Source organism: Bacteroidales bacterium (assembly GCA_035342335.1).
In the GTDB taxonomy this organism is placed as follows: domain Bacteria; phylum Bacteroidota; class Bacteroidia; order Bacteroidales; family JAGONC01; genus JAGONC01.
Map to the genome: position 1 here is coordinate 1 of DAOQWY010000035.1, position 22,788 is coordinate 22,788.

A 22,788-nucleotide genomic window follows, 5' to 3' on the forward strand; every position below is an offset into this window, starting at 1 on the left:
AGAGAGGAGAGAGGAGAGAGGAGAAAGGAGAGAGGAGAGAGGAGAGAGGAGAGAGAAAAAATTAAAAAAACCTTGATCTCTCCATTCTCCTCTCTCCTTTCTCCTCTCTCATTTCAACGCAAGGGGTACCGCTTGAATATCTCCTCTGATCTCAGCAATATGTCAATGTATTGAGCCCTTTTATAGGCGAAGGGGTCTTTGATGCGTTTTTTGGAAAGTTTGCCGCGAAAATCATCCAGCTTCTGATAGTGCTTGTCCTGCATCCATTCCTGGATATCTGTGAGCATGGTGCGGATATATTCGATCTGGTTCTTGTACAGCGTGCTGACCACCTGGACGCAGTCGGCACCGGCAAGCAGCATTGTGAGGACGTCTTCTCCGGTGAGGATGCCGGTGTTGGCGCAAATGCTGGCATTGACGTTTCCGTAAAGCAGTCCTGCAAACCGCAGGGCGATCCGGCTGTCCTGTTGGTGACTGAGGTTATAGGGAAAATAGTTCTCCTCAAGGTCAATGTCAATGTCGGGCTGGAACAACCGGTTGAAAAGAACCACACCGTCAGCGCCGGCTTCATCCATCTTTTTGATGACATACAGTGGATTCGTATAGAACGGGCTCAGTTTCACCGCCACCGGGATGGATACTGCTTTTTTGACTTCTTTAAGGATCGTGATTTGTTCATCCGTGATGACTACCTCACTTTTATTGAAGTCCAGGGGTACGGAATAAAAGTTGAGTTCCAGGCCATCCACGCCTGTATCAGTCAACTGTTCAGCGTATTCCACCCAGGTTTCTTTATAGACTGCATTCAGGCTTGCAAACAGTGGTATCGAAAGCACTTTACGGGCCTTGCGCAGATTCATCAGGAATTCCTTCGGGCCCGCGTGCTCAATGTCCGGGAAAAGGGTGGTCATTTCGGCATGCCGCTCCGAATATTCATCCAGGGCTTCCGACAGGGCAAGATTCTCCAGCTGGACCTGCTCTTCAAAAAGCGACTTATAGACGATCGCAGCGGCTCCGGCTTCCTCCATCTGCTTCAGATGCAGCTCGTCCAGTACCAGGTTCGAGGCCCCCACAATGATGGGATTTTTAAGCTCGATGCCCATATAATGCGTTCTCAGATCACTCATAGGTTGTGTTGTTTGTGTTGGATTGGTTCAGTCAAGAATCCTGATTTTTTGGAAATTAAGGAAGTCATAAAAGCTGATTCCTGCGTGACAAAAGTACAATTTTTTTTATTTTATCCGGAAGATGGCTCCAATCTAAAATGATTTTAAATAAAGATCCTCTCCTTTAAATGAGATGGTTTTATTTACCCAATTCATTTTAATTTCATAATTTCGCACCGGCAAAAAATGTCTGCAAATCGTTTGTAAATAAGACATTTATACATTAACAACAATTCATATAGTTATGACGAATAAAAAGCGATTTATCACCTGCGACGGGAACATGGCAGCATCCCATATTGCCTACATGTTCAGTGAAGTGGCCTGTATTTATCCGATCACTCCTTCATCAACGATGGCTGAATACATTGACGAATGGGCTGCACATGGAAGAACGAATATCTTTGGTGAGGTAGTGCGTGTCAAGGAGATGCAGTCAGAAGGTGGTGCGGCGGGGGCCATGCACGGTTCGTTGCAGGCAGGTGCCCTGACCTCGACGTTTACTGCGTCACAGGGACTCTTACTGATGATACCCAATATGTATAAAATATCGGGAGAGCTCCTTCCCGGAGTCTTTCACGTGAGTGCCCGTACTCTGGCTACCCACGCACTTTCGATCTTTGGCGACCACAGCGACGTGTATGCCGTCCGCCAGTCAGGCTTTGCCCTGCTGGCCAGCGGAAGCATCCAGCAGATCATGGACCTGGCAGCCGTGGCGCATCTGACGGCCATCCGCACACGGATCCCCTTCCTGCATTTTTTCGACGGATTCCGTTCCTCACACGAATTACAGAAAATCGAAGCACTTGAAAAAGAACACCTTGCACCCCTGGTCGATCAGGAACAACTTAAAGCATTCCGCCTGCGCTCGTTGAATCCGGAAAATCCGGTCACCCGTGGTACGGCACAGAATCCTGACATCTTCTTCCAGGCCAGGGAAGCTTCCAATCCGTTCTATGAACCGGTGGCAGATGTCGTGGATGCCTATATGCAGGAAATCTTTAAGCTCACAGGCCGCGAGTACCATCCCTTTACTTACTATGGAGCTCCCGATGCGGAACATATCATCGTGGCCATGACCACCGTGACTGAAACGACCCGGGAAGTTGTCGATTTCCTAATGGCCAAAGGCGAAAAGGTGGGCCTGATCACCTGCCACCTCTACCGGCCTTTCTCGGAAAAGTATTTCTTCAAGGTTTGTCCAAAAACGGTAAAGCGCATTGCCGTCCTCGACCGTTCAAAAGAAGTCGGGGCAACGGGTGACCCCCTCTATCTCGATGTAAAGGAAATATTTTATGATAAGGAGAACAGGCCGCTGATCGTCGGCGGACGTTACGGTTTGAGCTCAAAGGACACAACGCCGGCGCACGTTCTTTCCGTTTTTGAAAACCTCAAGCAACCCAATCCCCGGAATGGATTCACCATCAGCATCAAGGATGATGTGACGCATCTGTCGCTGCCCCTTCTTCCTGAAATCAGCCTGGCGCCGAAAGGAACCTTTGAGGCTAAATTCTATGGCATCGGATCCGACGGAACCGTGACTGCCAACAAAAACTCCATCAAGATCATTGGAGATACAACCAATAAATACTGCCAGGCCTATTTTGCCTATGACTCGAGAAAATCCGGTGGTGTTACGACCTCCCATCTGCGCTTTGGGGATCAGCCCATACGCTCCACCTATCTGGTCAATACCCCTGATTTTGTTGCCTGTCACGTTCCCGCTTACCTCGACAAATACGACATGCTGAAGGGGCTTAAAAAAGGTGGGACGTTCCTGCTGAACAGCATATGGGATGAAGAAGAGACAAAGGCTCACCTACCCAATCACATAAAGAAATATATGGCTGATCACCAGATCCAGTTCTATGTCATCAATGCCACGAAGGTTGCTGAAGAGATAGGCCTGGGAGGCCGCACCAATTCGATCATGCAATCGGCGTTCTTCAGGATATCCGGCGTAGTTCCTTATGAGGATGCGGTTAGTGACATGAAAAGAGCCATCATCAAGTCGTTCAGCAGCAAAGGAGAAGAGGTGGTGAACATGAATTTCGCGGCGATCGAACGGGGAGGTGACGTGACAAAGATCGAGGTCCCTGCTGAATGGTCAAAGCTGCCGGTCGATGGTGGGCAAAAGCAGGAAGATTTGCCGGAATTCATCCATGAGGTGGCCAATCCGATCAATGCCATGAAGGGCGACGATCTTCCCGTGAGCGCCTTTGTTGGCAGGGAAGACGGTACGTTCCCTCCGGGAACGGCTGCCTATGAAAAAAGGGGAACGGCTGTCAATGTCCCGCAATGGATCCCTGAGAATTGCATCCAGTGCAATCAGTGCTCCTATGTGTGCCCCCACGCCTGCATCCGGCCTTTCCTTCTGGATGAGAAAGAGATGAAGAATCTGCCGGAAGGTACGGCCACGTTAAAGGCGATACCCAAGACCTACGAAGGACTGCAGTACAGGCTTCAGCTTTCGCCGCTCGACTGTACCGGATGCGCCAATTGCGCCGAGGTTTGTCCTGCAAAAGAACCGGCCCTGGTGATGAAACCGCTGGAAACCCAGTTTGGGGAAATCAACCGCTGGAACTACCTGGAAGCAAACGTTTCCTACAAGGATCATCTTGCTGAAAAAGATAAGAGCGTGAAAAACAGCCAGTTTGCGCAACCTTTGTTCGAGTTTTCGGGCGCCTGCGCCGGCTGTGGCGAAACGCCCTACGTGAAACTGATCACACAGCTTTACGGCGAACGCATGATGGTCGCCAACGCCACCGGCTGCTCATCCATCTGGGGAGGATCTGCACCCTCGATGCCCTACACCACCCATAAGGTGTCGGGCTTTGGACCGGCTTGGGCCAACTCTTTGTTTGAGGATAATGCTGAGTATGGATTCGGGATGGTGACGGCCCTGGGGAAGATCCGTGAGCGGATGGCCAGGCTGATGTCCGAAAACGGAAAAACCTTGCCGGAACCCCTCAGGGAACTTTTTGCCCAGTGGATCGAATGGAAGGATGATGCACTGAAATCACGTGAGATCACCGGTCAGATCCTTCCCTTGCTCAAGAAGGAATCCAATCCGGTTGCAAAAGAATTGTATGACCTGAAACACTACCTGGTCAAAAAATCGGTCTGGGTCATCGGTGGCGACGGATGGGCTTACGACATTGGCTATGGCGGACTTGACCACGTGCTGGCATCGGGTGATGATATCAATGTACTGGTTCTCGATACGGAGGTATATTCCAACACAGGCGGACAGGCTTCCAAATCCACTCCGGTGGCAGCTGTAGCCAAATTTGCAGCCTCGGGTAAAAAGATCAGGAAGAAAGACCTGGGTGCAATGGCCATGAACTATGGATACGTCTACGTCGCCCAGATCGCGATGGGGGCAAACCAGTCCCAGACATTGCGGGCCATCCGCGAAGCGGAGGCATACCCCGGTCCTTCCCTGATCATCGCCTATGCACCGTGTATCAATCACGGTCTGCGCGCAGGAATGAACAAGACCCAGGAAGAAGAAAAGAGGGCCGTGGAAGCCGGCTACTGGCAACTGTACCGCTTTAATCCCCTGCTGGAAAAAGAAGGTAAAAATCCGTTCCAGCTGGATTCCAAGGAACCCGACTGGTCCAAATTCCAGGATTTCCTGAACGGAGAGGTCCGTTATACGTCCCTGAGGCTTGCCTTCCCTGAAGAAGCAGTTGTCCTGTTCAAGGAAGCAGAAAGAAATGCCCGCTGGCGGTATAAGAGCTATGTGAGGATGGCATCCATGGATTGGTCAGATGTTAACCAATAATACCATTATATGAAAAGATCAATTTTATTAGGGCTCACCGCCATTGGTTTGCTGATCGCTTATGTCTCCCTTACTTCGCCTGATGGATCGGCCGGGAGCATACGAAGTGAGGAAACCGTTTTCCCGGAAAATGTCGCTCAGATTCTTCAACTTTCATGTTATGATTGCCATACCTCGGCATCCAAAAACATCAAAGCAAAAGCCAAACTGAATTTCGATAACTGGATTGAATTTACTGAGGTCAAGAAAGTCGGTGCGATGGATGAGATCTGTTCAGAGATAACCAAAGGCGACATGCCCCCGGGAAAATACCTGTCCAAACACCCGGACCGCAAGCTGACGCCTGAGCAGATCACGCTGGTCTGCAACTGGACCGACGAGGAATCCAGGAAGCTGATGGGAGAAAAAGAGGAATGATGAAAAGAGCACTATGGATATCTCTTGGGATCCTGCTGATTGCTTTTGTGGTCATTCAATTTTTTCAGTCACCCAAAAACATCAGCACTGAAGTGGGGGTGAATGATCTTTTTTCGCAGGTAGTGGATAAAGAACTGGAAGTGAAGGATATACTCGGCCACAGCTGTTACGATTGTCATTCCAATAATACGCACTACCTCTGGTACAGCCGGATCGCTCCTGTTTCCTGGATGCTTGCATCGCATATCAAAGAAGGGAAGGAGGATCTGAATTTTTCGGAATGGGGATTGCTTTCTGACCGGGAAAAGATCAGCGCCCTTCAGGAGATGGGTGATGCAGTGACCAAAGGAGAGATGCCGCTGAAAGGGTATGCCCGGCTGCATAAAAAAGCCAGGTTATCCTCGGATCAGAAAGAGCAGCTCTTAAAATGGATTGATCTGGAAAGTTTAAGATTACTCGGGCAGTAAGCAGCCTGGGTCACGGTTCACAGTTTCAGCGAGTACTGCAGGATCACACTGCCCATTTCCTCAGCTTTCAGCGGCCGGAGCGAATACGTCCGGTTGAGGAAATTCTTCGCAATCAACGCTACTTTATGATGCTCACCGAACATGTGGCTGAGACGGCAGTCCATGATGACGTTTCCATTGTTATGGTGGTTAAAGTAGTTCATGTAGAGGATCGGTTGCAACGTTCCTCCTGAATTGATGGTGGCCTGTTCAAAATCGGCAATGGTCTTGTCCAGGTTTTCCACCCTGCTCAGGTACTTTAAACTGTATCCCAGTGTCCAGCTGGCATAGTGCACTTCCAGGTCGCATTTGAGGGTATGCAGAAAACGGTACTTCAGGATGTTCCGTGATGGGTCCACGCTGGTGGAGTTGTAACTGAACGCCGTATTTCCTCCCGGGTTGTAGTCGTGGGCAAAAACCAGATCAGGCTCCAGGGCTTTTGGCATGATATAACTGTATCCGAAAACCGTATTCAGCTGGATCTTTTCGGTGATTTGGGCAATGCCGTTGAAGGTAATGTCAACGCCGGTGATTTTGGATTTTCCCGTATTCAGGAATTTGAATCCGGCCACGGCGAAGGTGAAGTCGGGATCCCAGAAACCGAAAAGGTATTCGATGGTATTACTGTATTCCTGGTAGAAGAGGGCCAGATCAAGATAGCCGAAGTAGGTCCCGAATTTCAGGCCCTGGCGCAACCCGATCTCTCCGTTCCAGCTGGTTTCAGGCTTCAGGTCGGGATTCTCGAAGACGGCGATGGCTCCCATGGAGGTCCGGATGAACCGTTCGGCGATGGTGGGATAGCGGTAACCCTGTCCAAGGTTGGCCCGCAGATAGGTTTCCTGCATGAGTTTCAGCGTACCGCCCACGCGGAGAACACCTTTGGTATCGTCGACGGTGTCGTTCAGGCTGAAGTGTTCCACCCTCGCACCAAAAGAAAGGTTGATAGTGCTGAAAATGTTCGTTTCGAACTGCACATAACCCGACAGGTTGAGCAGGGCGTTGTCGGGTGATCCTGAACCGCCGTACATTTTCGCGTGAGACGATGTGTAGTGCCCCGTGGCACCCCCGATGAATTCAAATCCTCCCAGGAAATCATATCTGCGGCGAAACTGATAATCCCCGATGAGCACCGTTTGCCGGGTCGACTGGTCGTTCGACATGACGTTGTTCAGATGGAATATCCTTGCTTTCAGTGAATGACGCAGGCCCGTCTGCGTGTAGTAATTGAAAAATGGATCCAGAAAGAAACTGAACATATCCTGCAGGATGACCGACCCGGGATATGCCCTGAAAAAACCGGAGGTGTCGTCCAGCCAGGCCATCGTCATCTGGGTGTTGTTTTGAATGATGTTTCCGTTGAGCCCGTAATCCAGTCCCTGTATCTTTTTCGACCGGTAACGCAGGTTGAAGTTCAGACGGTACTGACTGCTGGCCATCTGGTCGTCTGAAAAATCACTGACCGTGTCGATGACGTATTTGCCGGGGCGGGGTGCACCGATATACCCGTGATCAAAATTCACCTGTCCGCCCACCACCACATCCAGGTTACCGAACATTTGGGAGTGCAGGAAGTTGACCCCGGCGATATAGGGGTAATCGTCCCACCACTTGTACGATTTATCCCTGGGTGAGGCATAGCAACCCGTGTAGGCATTAATTTTGGTTAGAGGCTTTGCCTTGGGGTAAGCGGTGCGGATATAGATGGCTCCGCTGAGAGAGGCCGCCCCGGAAAGAACCGAGGAGGAGCCTTTGATGACCTCGATCTGTTCGACATTTTCCACGGGGATCAGATCCCACAAGGTTCGTCCGGCGTCACCGGTAAGCATGGGCAGGTCATTCACAAAAACCGCCACCTTGCTGCCCACCCCGAATGTGAATCCACTTCCTCCGCGGATCTGGGCCTCCCCGTCCAGGATGTTCATGCCTGGCGTATGGTCGAGGGCCATCTTGATGCTCCTGGAGTTATTGTTTTCGATGGACGCTGATTTGATCACCTCCAGAGAGGAGCTGAGGTCTTCGTATTTTTTTTCGTATTTGCCTCCTTTTACTTCAACTCCTTTTATCTCACTGATGTAGGGGTTGAGTTCGACCGCTCTTTCAACGGTCTTGCCTGCCCCGATGGTCACCGTGAGCGTGTCGGACTGCATCCCGGTATAGTTGATCAGCAAGGAATGGGTTCCGGGTTTCAGGGTTAGGCTGAACCTGCCGTTAAGGTCAGCAGCAGCCCCTATGGTTGGATCCGATCGCAGGATGATGCTGGCTCCCACCAGGGGTTCACCCGTGCTGGCGTCAATGACCCTGCCCCTGAAAATTCCGTACTCCTGTGCGGAGGATGGAACTGTCAGTGCGAGTAATCCAAAAATAAGCAGGAGCACTGCTCCGGATCTGAAAGAAAAAGACGCCATGAGACTACGGATATTTCAGTTAGTCGAGAAAAATTTTCTTCGACCGCATGCCGTTGTCATACAGAATGCATCCGACATAGATCCCCGCAGGCAGCCGCAACGGAAGGGTGAGTTCTGTCTCCGGGGAATGCACCTCGAAAAGGATCCTGCCCCTCAGGTCCAGGATCCGGAAGGTGGTATTTTTGAGTACATCAGGGGCCGCTTCCCTGAAAAGAACCTTATTCCCGATGAGTTCAAAGTTGATTTTTTCCTCCGCGATATCGCCGGTGCCGCCCGAATTGCTGTAGATCAGCTGCAGATCGTCGAAAAGTCCGTAACTCTCTGCGATGGCATCGGTCCCAAACCCTGCCTTGATCACAACGAGCAGGTACCCGGGCGTGTCGCCGGAAAGGTAGTCGAAGGGTACTGAAAATCGGGTCCAGGAATCAGCGGTTCCTTCGGGCATGATGAAGTTTGCATCGGCCACCCAGTTACCGTGGGTTCCGTGTTCGGGCAAGGCTCCCCCCTTGTTGCTGTGCAGGATGGCCCTGATCCCGCCCCGGTCGTTGCCCGATGGGAAGTACTTGTACCATCCCACCAGGCTGTCAGGCCTGTCGGTGAACGCGGCATGCCAGCGGGCATCGTCCGTTTGTGTATACACGTACGCACTGTCGGGGTTGAATTCGGCGTGCACCCGACCATTGGTCAGCGTGCCGGTGGCGACAACGCCAAAGGAGGCCACATTGTACAGTTTCACGGAATAATTGCCTGAATGCGCATCGGTCGAGCGGTCCCACACCAGCGGGGCAGCGGAATTGGTAATATCGTTGTCCGATGTCTTTATGGAACTCCAGTCAACCGGTTCCTCTGCGACGGTACCCGCATCTTCCCAGATTTCAAAACTTCCGTTTTCGATCTGTTGCTGTGCACCTGCCCAACCCTGAATGGCCAGGCAAGCAAGGATCAGCGGGATTTTCCTGACAGGGTTCTGCATCATGGTCTAATGGATTTGAAGCTCATACGGCATCCGTGCCTGGACGCCTTTCATCGTGGAGATCTCTTTCCAGATCCGGTAGTAGGGATAGAAATCCCCGATCTCCTTTTGGATGCGTGTCTCCGGATCTTTCCCCATCAATTCGTCCATGATCTGCTGCAGGGGATCTTTTTGTTTTGGCAGGGAAACCACCTTATAGTCAGGGATTCCTGCCAGTTCAGAAGCCAGTTTGATGGCGTCGTCCAGTCCCCCGAATTCATCGATCAGGCCAATGCGTTTTGCATCAACGCCGCTCCAGACACGACCCTGTGCAATGCTATCCACTTTTTCGACGGGGATCTTACGCGCTTCGGCCACATAGGCCAGAAAAGTGGCATAGATGTCGTCAACCTCATATTGCAGCACCTCTTTCTCTTTTGCGGTCATTGGACGGTTCAGCGCCATGAATTCAGCATTGGCGTTGGTTTCCACCTGGTCGAACGTCAATCCGAGCTTGTTGGTCAGCAGGCCTTCCATGTTGGGAATGAAGCCAAATACGCCGATCGAACCGGTGATCGTGTTCTCGTGTGCGACGATTTTATCAGCCATGCAGGAAATCCAGTATCCTCCCGAAGCGGCAACGTCGCCGTAGGAGGCCACCACCGGTTTCCTGAGCTTTGCCAGCATCAGTTCCCTCAGGATGACATCGGATGCCAGCGCATCCCCGCCCGGTGAGTTCACCCGCAGTACAATCGCCCTGACATTGGTATCCAGCCTGGCTTCACGGATCGTTTTGGACAAACGTTCCGACCCGATTGCGTAATCATCTCCCTCTCCGCCACTGATGCTGCCCAGCGCATAAATGACAGCGATCTTGTTCTTATGATATTCTTTTTGCTTCTTCTGGGGCACATAGTCCATATACTTCTTCAGCGTGATGGAAGGAATCTTCTTTTCTTCCTTGATCCCCAGCGTGTTTCGGATCTCAGCCATGAACTCGTCCTTGTATAATAATCCGTCAATCAGCTTCGCCCTGACAGCAAAGTCCGGTTTTTTTGTGGCCTCCAGTTCAGTGGCGATGCGGTTGAGTTCAGCAACAGGTATGTTGCGGGAAGCGGATATTTGTCCAACCATGTGATCCCACATGGTCGTGATGAAACGGCCGGTCTGCTCCCGGTTGGCGTCGCTCATGCGGTCCTGGATGAAAGGTTCCATCGCGCTTTTGAACCGGTTGTTCATGGGCCTGATCAGCTGAGCTTCAACATCCATTTTCTCCAGCGTGTTCTTATAGAACGTCACCTCTGCATATAGTCCCTTAAAGAGCATCATCCCCTTGGGATGCATGTAGATCCTGTCGCCCGCCGTGGCCAGGTAATAGGATCCCTGGCTGTAGGAATCCGCATAACTGTAGATGAATTTACCGGATTCCCTGAAATCGGTAAGGCCGGTGCGCAACTCATCAAGGATGGCGGCCCCCGCATTCAGGTTTGTCAGATCGAGATAGATCCCTTTGATGCGATCATCTTCCCTGGCTTTCTTCAGACACGCCAGGAGATCATCCAGTCCCGGGGTCTTCTCCATCGAAAAACTGGTGAAGCTGGTCAGGGAAGGATTTTTGGAGCCCCTGTCCATGATCTTTTTATCAAGTGTCATTTGGAGCACAGCATTGCTGGGAACCACAACGGTTTCCTTCTCTCCCAGGGAAGCCACCGAGAAAAGAAGGACCATGAAGAGAAAGAACAGGATGATGGATATCAGGAGATAACCAACCATCGAGGCAAGCATGAATTTCAGGAAATCTTTCATAGGATCTGTGGATTTTGGTTTCAGGCCATTAAATTACGAAAAAATTAATGTGGATTGCATTCTTGTCGTATTTTTGGTTTTATAAAAGGATCATCTCATCCATGGCAATAGTCTATCTTCTGCTGGGGGGAAACCTGGGTGACCGGGAAAAGATGCTGGAATCCACTGTCGGACTTCTTACGAAATCGTCCGGACAACTTCTGGCTTCCTCATCGGTCTATGAGACCCAGCCTTGGGGGAACGAGGCGCAACCTTTATTCCTGAACCAGGTCATTTGCCTGGAGACCCATCTGACGCCTGAAGGATTGCTGGATGAGACCCAGGCCATCGAATCACGGATGGGGAGGACAAGGGATGGCCAACCCAATCAGCCAAGGGTAATGGACATTGATATCCTGTTCTATGATCGCCTGGTACTTCAATCCAGGCGGCTGACCATTCCCCATCCACGGTTGCACCGTCGTGCCTTTACCCTGGTGCCGCTGATGGAAATCGCGCCGGAGCTGATCCATCCGGTATTGAACAGGCCGATCAGGGAATTGTGCCTGAACCACGGCGATCCTCTGGATGTCAGGATTTACCGTTCCAGTACTCAACAGGAAGCATGATGCGCTACAATCATATCTCCATTGAAGGAAACATCGGTGCCGGGAAGACCTCCCTTGCACTGCGGCTGGCAGCCCAATTCAACGCACGCCTGATCCTGGAGCAGTTCGAGGATAATCCTTTTCTGCCGAAATTTTACCAGGATCCCGACAAGTATGCATTTCCGCTGGAACTATCCTTCCTGGCTTCCCGGTTCCAGCAACTCAAGGATCAGCTGCCACAGCAGGAACTTTTTACCTCAATGACCATTTCGGATTATTTTATTTATAAGTCCCTCATCTTCGCCCGGCGTACCATACGTGATGACGAACTGATGCTGTTCAAGCGGCTTTTTGACCTGATGGCCTCCTTCCTTCCCAAACCGGATCTGCTGGTCTACCTGCACGTGGATGTCGATAAACTGATGAACAACATTCAACTGCGGGGAAGGGAGTATGAACAGGAGATCAGGGATAGTTACCTTAGGGGCATTCAGGAAAACTATTTTGAGTTTTTCAGGCAATACACCGGACAGCGCATTCTGATCATCGATACCAATTACATTGATTTTGTGGCACTGCGGGAAGATTACGACCGGCTTGTGGAAGTCATTTCACAGGATTATCCCAGGGAGATCACCAGGATCGTTTTATAAAAAAACGTGGAAGCGTCCGCCGGGGATCGCTTCCACGTTCAAGAGCCTGATGGCGCTTCATTAGCAAACTTCTGTTATTTTATCAGTGCCTGGAAGTTTGGATCATCCCAGAACTTGATAAACTCACGGTCTGCAACAGCCATCTTTTTGCATTTGTCACTGTCCTTGGTCGCTTTGGTCAGGTTTTCGATGACCATCTGCGCATTGTCGGTGCGGGCACCGATGATCGCCTTCAAATAATCAACCTTCGTACTGGGTTCTGCGCAGTTCAGTTCCGATTCGGCTCCCTTGTAATCACCCTTCTGGAATTTCACCAGTGCAATGTTATAGGTGCACTTTGAGCCGGCAAACGAGCTGAGGGCCATATCCCATTTACACTGAGCTGCCTGAATGATTCCCATGTTGTACCCTACCGGTGCGCCATACTGTTTGGCTTTGGTGAAGTAGGCTTCTGCCTTGGCGTAATCACCGATCTTTGAATAATAAGCACCGAAATTGTTCAGCATCACCGGATTGTTGGGGCATAATTCTTCCGCTTTTTCCAGCAGCTTCTTTGCGTCGTCAAGTTTATCCTGTTTCATGTAAACCCAGGCGAGGTTGATGTATCCCTTGCAGTCGTTCGGATACAGGTCAATATAGCTCTTCAGGATCTTTTCCTTTTCGCCCAGATCATCGGTCAGGGTAGCTGCATACAGAAGTTCTTTCTGCGTGAGCTTGCCCGGGTCAGTAAGAGCAAGGTTCAGGATTTCCGCATCCGGTCTCATCGGGTCGTAAACCCAGGCTTTCATCTCGGTTCTGCGGAGCGGGGGCAGGATGTCTTCCTCGATCTCTTTGTAGATCAGCGACATGTTCTTGATCTCCTGTTCACGTCTGGCCACGTTCGGCTGCGATTTCACCACGTTCAGGATAACATTCTTGTCTTGCAGGTTGGAAGCTTCCACTGCCTTGACGAAACCGTCCCAGTCTTCACCGTGAGCGCGGATGTTGAACTTGAGGTCCTTGGTGGGATCCAGTTTGACCAGGGATTTTTTGTCCTTTGCCAGTTTTTTGTAGAAATCGATCAGGTAGTTGTGACCGGTTTTGGCGCGGTTCTGCGACAGGTCTTCATTATGTCCTTCTTCACCTTCCGGGGATGCCCACGCGTCGATGTCAATATCACGGATCCTGGGACCTGTTGCGAGGAAATCCCTGAATTCCTTTAGCTGTGCTTTGGCAGCTGCATTCTTATTCAAGGCCATGTTCCAGTTCAGATCCCAGCGGTCGACGATGAACCAGATGGTGGCTTTCTTGCTGGTATAGGTTTGTCCTTCATAAAATTCGCTGGGATCCAGGCCAAGTTTCTGATAGGTATCCTTATCGGCATAGAGCAATTGTTCGTCGTGAACGATCGTTTTGGGCATGATCGTACCGTCAGCGATCTTTCTTTCCGGGAGTACGACATATTTATAGTCCGTCATGATCACCTCACGGGTTGCCGGTTCATAGGCAGTCTTTACGAGATAGGCCATGGGATCCACAACCAGTTCGGATCCTTCCATGCCATCCCTGTAAGGTATGGTGGTGTTATAGGTAAACGTTCCACCTTCTGCATAGGGAATGACTTTTCCGTCACCCACAACGTTTTCTCCCTGGAAATAGATCGGGTCCATCTGGTACGAACCACCGTCCCATTTCAGGACCGGTGCGAACTGCATGACCGCTTTCTTGTTGAAGTACTCTGGCGGGAAAGTTCCCTTGATCGTCACAGGTATGTCCGTACAGGTGTTTACCAGCGGATCGGGGATCACTTCATATTTAACCAGGCCATAGTTCTCCTCCATCTTTTTCAGGTTGCCGCCGGATACGAATTTATAGGTTAACCCCAAGGAGGTGTAGCTGAACATATCCTTGTAAACGGGCATGGCATCGTCTGAGAAGTTGTCGATCTCATCGGATCCCGTAAAGTTGAAGGTGCTTTCCAGGTTGAGGTCCAGTTTTTCGCTCAGCCGGAAGTCAATGCCCACTCCCACAGGGATCGAATAGGTCGTTCTGCTTTCTGAATACAGCAGGTCATCTTTTACCTGGTCATAGTATACTTCATCGGCCACCGTCGTCGGATTGATCTCCATATCCGTTTCCGTGTGGTGCAGTTCACCCTTGCTAAATACAAGCCCAATGCCGGCAAGGAGGTTAAAGTCAATGAAACGGTCGGGATTGTAACCACCGATGAGGTTGGATAAATTGAGTGCACCGGTCAACCTGGGATTGTGGAAACTTTTTGTTTCAAAAGTCCAGTTGTACGGAATTTGCGTGAACCTTACCAAGTCATCATCTGCTTTGGTACCGGCCAGCTTTCCACCCTGGTAATGCAGGCGTAACCCAAACACGGACCCAAACTGGCGTCCTATTCCCAGGCCATAACCCAGTCGCCAGTCTTCCGTATTCGGGAAAACAGCACCTTTATCATCAGGAGATGCGATGTCACCGTGATAAAGCATCAATCCACCGTTGATATTTATAAACCAGTAAGGGTCAAAGGTTGAGGTTTTCTTTTCCTTCTTCTGCTCTGGTTCCTGCTCATCCTGGGCAGAGAGAAGGAGAGGAAGACCTAAAAACAATAGGGTCAACAACCCTACTTGTGACAAGAGTACTAATTTTTTCATAAGCGTATGATTTAGGTTATATTTCCGGATTTAAAAATTTTCAGAGGCAAAGGTATTAAGTTAAACCGATATGAGCTATGAAATTTGGCTTAAAATTACAGTAAAATTTACCATTTCGCAAATTTCTGAAGAAGAATTCAATAAAAACGGGCTTTAGTGATAAATGTTCAAACAGATTTATTAACATTCCACTGTTTTTCTACCGGGATAGCAGACCGGCAAACCAATCTTTCTCTTTATACGGGAGAAATTCAATATCGTTTCTAAGATAGTCCAAAAGGCTGCTGTTCAAACGGATCGCCTTGTTCAGCTCACTCATTACACCGGCTTCGTCCTGGTTTCGTGCAGCGCAGATGGCCAACAGGTAATGCCGTGAGGATGTTTCAGGTGTGCATCGTAAATGGTCAACAGCCCTGGCTGTCTGGTTCGCCATCAGTGCGGCCAGGGCCGCGTTCGTGGTACAGGGATGGGTTTCCAACAGTGAAAAGGCCCTGGCATATTCTTTTGCGAGCAGGAAACAGATTCCCAGGTTGTAGCTGACATCCGTTTCTTCTTTACCGGCCAGATCCAGGTATTGAAGTGCCTTGTCGGGGCGGTACATCTTCAGGGAAGCTGCTGCCATATTGTTTAAAATAGTACCGCATACAGGGAAAAGGGTGTTGGCCTGGTTCAGGTAGACCATCGCCTTTTCCGGTTGATCTATTTCAAGATACAGACAGGCGATGTTGTTGGGTGCTTCCCATTCTTCCGGGTACCGCCCGGAAGCATTCCGATAAATCGCCAGTTTCTTTTCGGTCTCGCCGGTCAGCGTTGCAGCGTACATCAGCTGCTCATAGTAGAGACTTGTGGGTTCTTCAAGCGCACACTGCAACATGCTCTCGTCCGTCTTGGGAGGCTCGCGGTAAGAGATCCGGATGCTGATCCTGCGCAGAAGAGGGTAAAAGTTTTGCTTAATGGTTGGATACAGCGTTGATCCCTGAAGTTGAACCAGGATGTCCTCATCTGTAGTATATTGATTTTCAATAATATGAATGATCTCGTCCCTCCCGGTCAGATCCGAAGCCTGAAGTGTTTTTACAAGTCCTTCCCAGTCCTCCCCGGCGGTCTCCATCAGGATCGTACAATCGGATGGATGAATGCCGTGTATACTGATCCTGCTGCTGACATAGCCGGAACCCGAGGCGGCCCGTTTTTGTGCGAGTGCAGCGTTATGCAGACTGTCTCCTTCAGGGGAGGCATAGGCTGTGATCCATACCGTATCTGGTTGCCAGCCTTTCCCAAGGGGCTCGAAGAGCAGTTCCAGCTGATGCCTGACAAAGGGAATCCGATTCGCCGGCAGGTCCAAATTGATCTTGCTGGCGTCCCTGTCAAAGAAAAGATTGGCCATCCGCTCTTCGCTCAACCCGCCTCTGTAACGGTGAGGGGCCAGCAGAATGCGCTCATCGTGGAGCAGAAACCGCCTGACCAGAAGGGATTTGCCCGTATCGGCGGCCGGGCTGTTCATCACCTGTGCGTGTGACGTGCCGGTAAATAAGGATAGGATCAGGAAAAAAGCTGTTATGAATCGCATAGAGGATTGTCGTTTTTTCGCGACGCGAAGGTAGTTCGTTTTTTTGAATGGGCTGTCCTGTCCGGCGCTCCTGTCAGTTTCCCACAGATGTCCCACAGCACAATGCCGGCGCTCACGGAGATGTTCAGGGAGTGTTTCGTACCGCTCTGAGGGATCTCGATGCACCCGTCCACCAGCGGGATGACCGGCTCCTGCACCCCGGTGACCTCGTGTCCGAAGATCAGTGCCAGCCTGGCTGCAGGATCCGGCATGAAATCTCTCAGGGAGATGCTCTCATCCGCCTGCTCCACCGCATAGACCAGGTATCCATCCTTTTTCAGCTCCCTGACGGCCTCTACCGTACTCTCCGCGTAACTCCAGTCGACGCTCTCCGTAGCGCCCAGGGCGGTTTTGTAAATATCCTTATGGGGTGGCGTGGCGGTGATCCCGCATAAGATGATCTTCCCGATACGGAAGGCATCAGCCGTACGAAAAACGGAACCGACGTTGTGCGTGCTCCGCACATTGTCGAGCACGATGACGACCGGAAGCTTTGATGCTTTTTTATACTCTCCGATTGATAAACGGTTCAGCTCTTCATTCTTTGTTTTACGCACTGCCTGGCTTTTCTACAAAGGTAGCTATTGTGCGATGCAAATTCCAAATTCAAGCCGATAGCTGTCGGGAGGAATTCCAGACAAATTCCAGTACTGAGTCTACTCCGAAATGAGATTACCGAACTTAAATTTAGGGCTAAAGCCCTATAAACCAGTACTTTGACTTACCCCGGTCTTAGGCCGGGGTAATTGATATCCAACCAGTTAGTGGACTTTAGTCCAAAATTATTACTTTTCGGAGTGAACCCAGCACTCAAATTCCAAAGGGTGGGGGATAGAAAGCATTTATCGTGTAATTTTGGATTTTGTTTTTTGTGATTTGTTTGGAGCTTGGTCCCGATAGCTGTCGGGATGGAATTTGGGATTTTTCATGGCATCACCTACCGATAATACCGATTTAACCCCCTTGATGAGGCAATACAACGCCATCAAGGCCAAATACCCGGACGCGTTGCTGCTGTTCCGCGTGGGGGATTTTTATGAAACATTCGGGGAAGATGCGATCCTGACCTCCAAGATCCTGGACATTGTCCTCACCCGCAGGGCCAACGGCGCTGCGACTTACATTGAGCTGGCCGGATTTCCTTACCACGCACTCGATACTTACCTGCCCAAACTGGTGAAGGCCGGTCAGCGGGTGGCCATCTGCGACCAGCTGGAAGATCCCAAACTAGCGAAAAAAATAGTTAAGAGAGGCGTTACTGAACTAGTTACACCGGGGGTATCCTATAATGACAAAGTACTGGAAACCAGGGAGAACAACTTCCTGGCAGGCCTTCACCTGGGTGAGAAGATCACCGGTGTGGCCTTCCTGGATGTTTCCACCGGGGAGTTCTACCTGTCGCAGGGATCCATTGAGTACATTGACAAACTGATCCAGACCTTCAAACCAAGCGAGGTACTGCTTCAGAAGAACATGCAGACCCAGTTCAGGACCCTTTTCGGCGAAAAATTCTACATTAACACGTTCGATGACTGGGTATTCACCATTGATTTTACCAGTGACCTGTTGCAGAAGCATTTTGGCACCACTTCCCTCAAAGGTTTCGGCGTGGAGGAGCTCACCCAGGGGATCATTGCCGCGGGTGCAGTGCTCCATTACCTTGCCGAGACGCAGCACGACCGCGTGCAGCACATCTGCAAGATCTCGCGTCTGGAAGAGGACCGGTACGTGTGGCTTGACAAGTTCACCGTGCGCAACCTGGAGCTGGTGAGCACCCCCAACGAGCACGCCGCCACCCTGCTGCAGGTGATTGACCACACCATCTCACCGATGGGTTCCCGGCTGCTGAAGAAATGGATCCTGTTGCCCTTGAAGGAAAGGAATCCCATTGTTGAGCGGCACCAGGTCGTGGATCACCTGCTGAAGCGCCCGGACCTTGCCGAGCTGTTCAGTCAGCAGATCCGGCTGATGGGCGACCTGGAGCGGCTGATCTCCAAGGTGGCCGTGGGGCGCATCACCCCCCGGGAGATCCTGCAGGTGAAGCGTGCGCTGGAAGCCATTGACCCGGTCAGACAGGCCTGCCTGAGATCCGAACTGCCTTTTCTACAGCGGCTGGGCGAGCAGCTGAACGCGTGCCCCCTGATCACGCAAAAGATAGGCCGGGAGATCAAACCCGACCCGCCCGCGCTGGTCAGCAAAGGGAACGTGATGCGCGAAGGGATCTCTCCTGAGCTGGATGAGCTCCGGAACCTGATGCACCGTGGGAAGGACTACCTGGTGCAGATCCAGCAGCGGGAGATCGCCCGGACCGGCATCTCATCGCTGAAAATAGGATATAATAATGTATTCGGTTATTACCTTGAGGTGACCAACACGCATAAGGACAAGGTCCCGGCTGACTGGATGCGGAAACAAACGCTGGTCAATTCCGAGCGTTACATTACGGAAGAGCTGAAGGAGTACGAAGAGAAGATCCTGGGCGCGGAGGAGAAAAGCCTTGCGCTGGAGCTGCAGCTGTTCGAGGCGCTGGTGGCCAGCCTGTCCGAATACATTGAGCCGGTGCAGCTCAATGCCAAGCTCATTGCACGTCTCGACTGTCTGCTGACCTTCTCGGTGATTGCCCGCAAGTACCATTATGTGATGCCCGAGATGGACGACAGCTATCAGATTGACATCCGTGGCGGACGCCATCCTGTCATCGAGCAGCAGCTTCCGCCGGGGGAGAAGTACATCCCCAACGATGTCGTGCTCGATCCCGAAACCCAGCAGGTCATCATCCTGACCGGTCCCAACATGTCGGGCAAGTCGGCCCTGTTGCGCCAGACGGCACTGATCGTGCTCATGGCGCAGATGGGGTCGTTCGTGCCGGCCGATGCGGTGCGGATCGGCGTTGTGGACAAGATCTTTACGCGGGTGGGGGCCTCCGACAACATCTCCTCGGGCGAGTCGACGTTCATGGTGGAGATGAACGAGACGGCGAGCATCCTGAACAACATCTCCAACCGCAGCCTGATCCTGTTGGATGAGATCGGCCGCGGCACGAGCACCTACGATGGCATTTCCATTGCGTGGGCCATTGCCGAGTTTTTGCACGAGCATCCGTTGTTTCATCCCAAGATCCTCTTTGCCACGCATTACCACGAGCTGAACGAGATGGCGGCGAGGTTTCCGCGCATCAAAAATTATCATATTTCGATCAGGGAGATCAACAACAGGATCATTTTCCTGAGGAAGCTGGAGGCCGGGGGCAGCGAGCACAGTTTCGGTATTCACGTGGCGAAGATGGCGGGGATGCCGGGTTCTGTTCTGGAAAGAGCTGACGAGATGTTGAAATTACTGGAGCAGAAGGCGGTCGGCGGGTCTTCGGGTCTTCAGGTTCACGGGTCTTCGGGTTCGCAGGTCGGCGGATCTTCAGGTCTACAGGTCGGCGGGTCTTCAGGTCGGCGGGTAGGTGGGTCGGAAGGGTATCAGCTGAGTTTTATACAGTTGAATGATCCGTTGCTGGAGCAGATACGGGAAGAGATTTTGAATACCGACATCAACACCCTGACGCCTGTGGAAGCGTTGATGAAGCTGAATGAGATAAAGAAGGTGCTGGGCGGGAAAAAGTAGCCGGTAGGCAGTAGCCAGTAGCCGGTAGCCGGTAGGCAGTAGCCGGTAGGCAGTAGTAAAGAGGGAGTAGTGGGAAGGACTCTGATTTATTGAGGATAAATTTGGATTATTGGTAATTATTTTCTGTCTTGAAATTTTTCTGGATTAAGAATCAAATAATGCAACATCCTGCCTATTTGTTTTGTTTTATTGATCAGTTCCTGGTGAGCTGGTTGAGTAATATATTGGCAGGATAAGGAGAAGTCGAGCCATACCTGTGTTTCAGTATTTTCCATATCAGCGTCAGATACTTTACTGGAGAAGTAGGCTGGATATTGCCGTTTCCGATAACCTTCAGCAATGTTTGAGCACACAGCACGGGATGATCGTCTGATCTGATCGATCAGTGAATATTTCTCCTCTTTCGGCCATTCTTTTGTAAGTTCAAAGATATTCATCGCTAGTGAATATGATTCTTTATAGACATTTAATTCTTTATAGCCAAGGTTCATTGAGAAAATATTTAATATGGAACACTCTTTATGCTTAATCCCTGATCATGATTAAATGTGACCCAATGACGGGATTTTTTTTTTTTAATATTTTTTATTATGGTCTTTATTAATAATGATCTCACCTACCGGCTACTGCCTACTGCCTACTGGCTACTGGCTACCGGCTACTAAACAATTCCCTGAAAGAAAAAATTTCCCTGTGCAATTGTTGTTCATTTGAAATTTATTAATTTTGCACCCCACGAAGAAACAACGCGGAAATAGCTCAGTTGGTAGAGCATAACCTTGCCAAGGTTAGGGTCGCGGGTTCGAGTCCCGTTTTCCGCTCAAAAAATTCGATACCAGGTATCGAATTTTTTGTTATCTTCACACCCACACCCTCCTCGCCCGGGTGGTGGAATGGTAGACACGAAGGACTTAAAATCCTTTGGCCAATGCGGCCGTGCGGGTTCAAGTCCCGCTCCGGGTACCCAGAGGCACAAGAGGTCAATTTCGACCTCTTGTTTCTTTTAATGACCTTCTGAAATTCCCACTAAATATAAGGATGAGATGTACGGTAATTTCCAGGTAGAGGGTTGCAACTTTTTAAATTCTGAAAATGGGATTTTTTGTCAGAGTTGCAACCAAGATAAAAAATGGCATGATATCAATCTACTTATTTTAGCCTTTTATGGGGATTTCCCAGGTGCAAATACTCCATTGAGAGGTATATCCTGGATCAGAATTATGTGCTTTTAGCAAGTCTTGAAACTTTTAGTGAAACAGCCGCATATAAAAGAAACTGGTTCACTCTGCAATTAGTAACTTTAGGAACTCCAGGCACTCAAAACCCCGGACATTGATTAGATACGATTTATTAAGTCATTAAATCATTTTGGAATGAAAAAACTTAGCGATAAACTGATTCTTATTACTGGTGCTTCAAGTGGAATTGGCGCTGAAACTGCAAAAGTGATAAGCAGTAAAAATGCAACAGTAATCTTATTAGCCCGAAGCTGTGAAAAACTGGAACAAGTTGCAGATCAGATTAAGCAACAAGGGGGCAAGTCATATTATTATGCTGTAGACTTATCCAATTGTGAGCAGGTTGAATCGATAGCACAAAGGATTAAAAAGGAAGCTGGTATTCCGGATATAATCATCAACAACGCAGGGGCAGGCCGATGGCTGACTATCGAAGAAACCTCTGCTGAAGAGCTGAAAGAAATGATTGCTTTACCCTATTTGGCAGCATTTTATATTACAAAAGCTTTTATTACCGAAATGAAAATGCGGGGTACAGGACATATCATCAACCTCACTTCAGATGCATCTTACTTACCAAAAGGGATGGCTCTGGGTTATTCAGCAGCACGATTTGCCTTTCGTGGATTTTCAGAAGGCTTAAGAGGATATCTTCAGGCATCAGGTATTACCGTGTCATTAGCCGTGTTTGGAAAAGTTGAAAGCAGTTACTGGAAAAACAATCCTGGCAGTGAGAAAAGAATTCCAAAATCAACACCATTTATGCCAACACTAACCACCAATCAGGTTGGAAATTACATAGTCAAGATAATTGAAAAGAATAAACGGATTTTGATTAAACCGGGTATTTTCAAGGCTCTTTTCTGGTCATACCGTCATTGGCCCGATCAGATAGCAAAACGTATGAATAAAACCGTATAAAAAATCACATATTGCATCACTGGATTGCATTACGAGTGCCAATATCAGTATTTTCTTACAATATAAAAGCAATAAGGACTCAGACTACAACTTTTTTCAATAGCGTTAGCCGTTAGCGCCCTACCAAAAGGATAACCTTTATTTTCAAGTCCCCCCTTCAATTTTTTATTCACCATTCAAAATTCCTACGCAAAGTTACTTCGCCGTCGAAAAATCGGCAAAGGACGGGGCGAATAGCCATTGCCGATTGCCGAAGTAGAAGGCCAGGTGGAAGGCGAAGGAGATTTGCCAAAGGATCTGCGAAATGATTCTGATCTCATATTTCCTTTCACCCTTCGCCTTCTCCTTCTACTTCCACCTCTACTTCGCTAATCGTTAATGGAATTTTACTTCCTTGTCACCCCTGACGGGGTTCTGAAATGATGGATTCATGATTTTTTACTACCAATATGTCGCACCTACGGTGCTACAAATATTTTACACCTAC

General features: G+C 49.9%; 15 protein-coding genes and 2 tRNA genes. 9 read left to right on the forward strand and 8 right to left on the reverse strand.

Going from position 1 to position 22,788, the window contains the following annotated elements; all coding sequences use genetic code 11:
* Positions 1 to 113: 113 nt before the first annotated feature.
* A complete protein-coding gene (locus PKI34_12685; protein HNS18666.1) occupies positions 114 to 1,127 on the reverse strand; it encodes a dihydroorotate dehydrogenase-like protein in 1,014 nt (337 codons plus the stop codon).
* A gap of 283 nt (positions 1,128 to 1,410) precedes the next feature.
* On the opposite strand from PKI34_12685, the gene nifJ reads away from it, so the two are divergent.
* The 3 genes from nifJ to PKI34_12700 are packed head-to-tail and all read left to right on the forward strand — an operon-like array spanning position 1,411 to position 5,837.
* Positions 1,411 to 4,953 (forward strand): pyruvate:ferredoxin (flavodoxin) oxidoreductase, encoded by a 3,543-nt coding sequence (nifJ, locus tag PKI34_12690; GenBank protein HNS18667.1) that lies wholly within the window; start codon positions 1,411 to 1,413, stop codon positions 4,951 to 4,953.
* Between the two features lie 9 nt (positions 4,954 to 4,962).
* Positions 4,963 to 5,370, forward strand: a complete 408-nt coding sequence (locus PKI34_12695; protein ID HNS18668.1) for a heme-binding domain-containing protein — start codon at positions 4,963 to 4,965, stop codon at positions 5,368 to 5,370.
* On the forward strand, positions 5,370 to 5,837 hold the full coding sequence (locus PKI34_12700) for a heme-binding domain-containing protein (GenBank protein ID HNS18669.1): 468 nt from the start codon (positions 5,370 to 5,372) through the stop codon (positions 5,835 to 5,837). Before PKI34_12695 ends, PKI34_12700 begins: the two co-directional genes overlap by 1 nt.
* 17 nt (positions 5,838 to 5,854) lie before the next feature.
* Here PKI34_12700 and PKI34_12705 read toward each other — a convergent pair whose 3' ends face one another.
* The 3 genes from PKI34_12705 to sppA are packed head-to-tail and all read right to left on the reverse strand — an operon-like array spanning position 5,855 to position 11,039.
* A complete protein-coding gene (locus tag PKI34_12705) occupies positions 5,855 to 8,281 on the reverse strand; it encodes a TonB-dependent receptor (protein ID HNS18670.1) in 2,427 nt (808 codons plus the stop codon).
* Positions 8,282 to 8,300: 19 nt separating this feature from the next.
* Entirely contained in the window at positions 8,301 to 9,257 is a 957-nt protein-coding gene (locus PKI34_12710; protein ID HNS18671.1) for a PCMD domain-containing protein, read from the reverse strand.
* A 3-nt stretch (positions 9,258 to 9,260) separates the two neighbouring features.
* Positions 9,261 to 11,039: a signal peptide peptidase SppA gene (sppA, locus tag PKI34_12715; protein HNS18672.1), complete on the reverse strand. Its 1,779-nt coding sequence runs from the start codon at positions 11,037 to 11,039 to the stop codon at positions 9,261 to 9,263.
* A gap of 101 nt (positions 11,040 to 11,140) precedes the next feature.
* Here sppA and folK point away from each other — a divergent pair, with 101 nt between their 5' ends.
* Both folK and PKI34_12725 read left to right on the forward strand, forming a co-directional pair.
* A complete protein-coding gene (gene folK / locus PKI34_12720; GenBank protein ID HNS18673.1) occupies positions 11,141 to 11,647 on the forward strand; it encodes a 2-amino-4-hydroxy-6-hydroxymethyldihydropteridine diphosphokinase in 507 nt (168 codons plus the stop codon).
* Positions 11,644 to 12,279, forward strand: coding sequence for a deoxynucleoside kinase (locus PKI34_12725; protein ID HNS18674.1), 636 nt, complete (start codon positions 11,644 to 11,646; stop codon positions 12,277 to 12,279). The genes folK and PKI34_12725 overlap by 4 nt, the downstream gene beginning before the upstream one ends.
* Before the next feature lie 74 nt (positions 12,280 to 12,353).
* On the opposite strand, the gene PKI34_12730 is transcribed toward PKI34_12725, so the two are convergent.
* From PKI34_12730 to PKI34_12740, 3 genes are all read right to left on the reverse strand, one after another.
* Entirely contained in the window at positions 12,354 to 14,921 is a 2,568-nt protein-coding gene (locus tag PKI34_12730; GenBank protein ID HNS18675.1) for a tetratricopeptide repeat protein, read from the reverse strand.
* A gap of 199 nt (positions 14,922 to 15,120) precedes the next feature.
* A complete protein-coding gene (locus PKI34_12735; GenBank protein HNS18676.1) occupies positions 15,121 to 16,491 on the reverse strand; it encodes a hypothetical protein in 1,371 nt (456 codons plus the stop codon).
* The gene (locus PKI34_12740) at positions 16,479 to 17,087 is read right to left on the reverse strand and encodes an RNA methyltransferase (protein ID HNS18677.1); all 609 of its coding nucleotides are present in this window, start codon (positions 17,085 to 17,087) and stop codon (positions 16,479 to 16,481) included. The genes PKI34_12735 and PKI34_12740 overlap by 13 nt, the downstream gene beginning before the upstream one ends.
* Positions 17,088 to 17,457: 370 nt before the next feature.
* Between PKI34_12740 and mutS the strand changes: the two genes are divergently transcribed.
* Positions 17,458 to 20,142: a DNA mismatch repair protein MutS gene (gene mutS / locus PKI34_12745; protein ID HNS18678.1), complete on the forward strand. Its 2,685-nt coding sequence runs from the start codon at positions 17,458 to 17,460 to the stop codon at positions 20,140 to 20,142.
* A 116-nt stretch (positions 20,143 to 20,258) separates the two neighbouring features.
* Here mutS and PKI34_12750 read toward each other — a convergent pair whose 3' ends face one another.
* Complete coding sequence (locus tag PKI34_12750) at positions 20,259 to 20,633, reverse strand: four helix bundle protein (protein ID HNS18679.1); 375 nt, start codon at positions 20,631 to 20,633, stop codon at positions 20,259 to 20,261.
* A 257-nt stretch (positions 20,634 to 20,890) separates the two neighbouring features.
* On the opposite strand from PKI34_12750, the gene PKI34_12755 reads away from it, so the two are divergent.
* The 3 genes from PKI34_12755 (at position 20,891) to PKI34_12765 (ending at position 22,301) form a co-directional block, all read left to right on the forward strand.
* Positions 20,891 to 20,963: transfer RNA gene (locus PKI34_12755), tRNA-Gly, on the forward strand.
* A 58-nt stretch (positions 20,964 to 21,021) separates the two neighbouring features.
* Positions 21,022 to 21,105 (forward strand) — tRNA-Leu (locus tag PKI34_12760).
* A gap of 410 nt (positions 21,106 to 21,515) precedes the next feature.
* Positions 21,516 to 22,301 carry an SDR family NAD(P)-dependent oxidoreductase gene (locus PKI34_12765; GenBank protein HNS18680.1) on the forward strand — a complete coding sequence of 262 codons (786 nt, stop codon included), beginning with the start codon at positions 21,516 to 21,518 and terminating at the stop codon, positions 22,299 to 22,301.
* The last annotated feature ends 487 nt before the right edge of the window (positions 22,302 to 22,788 follow it).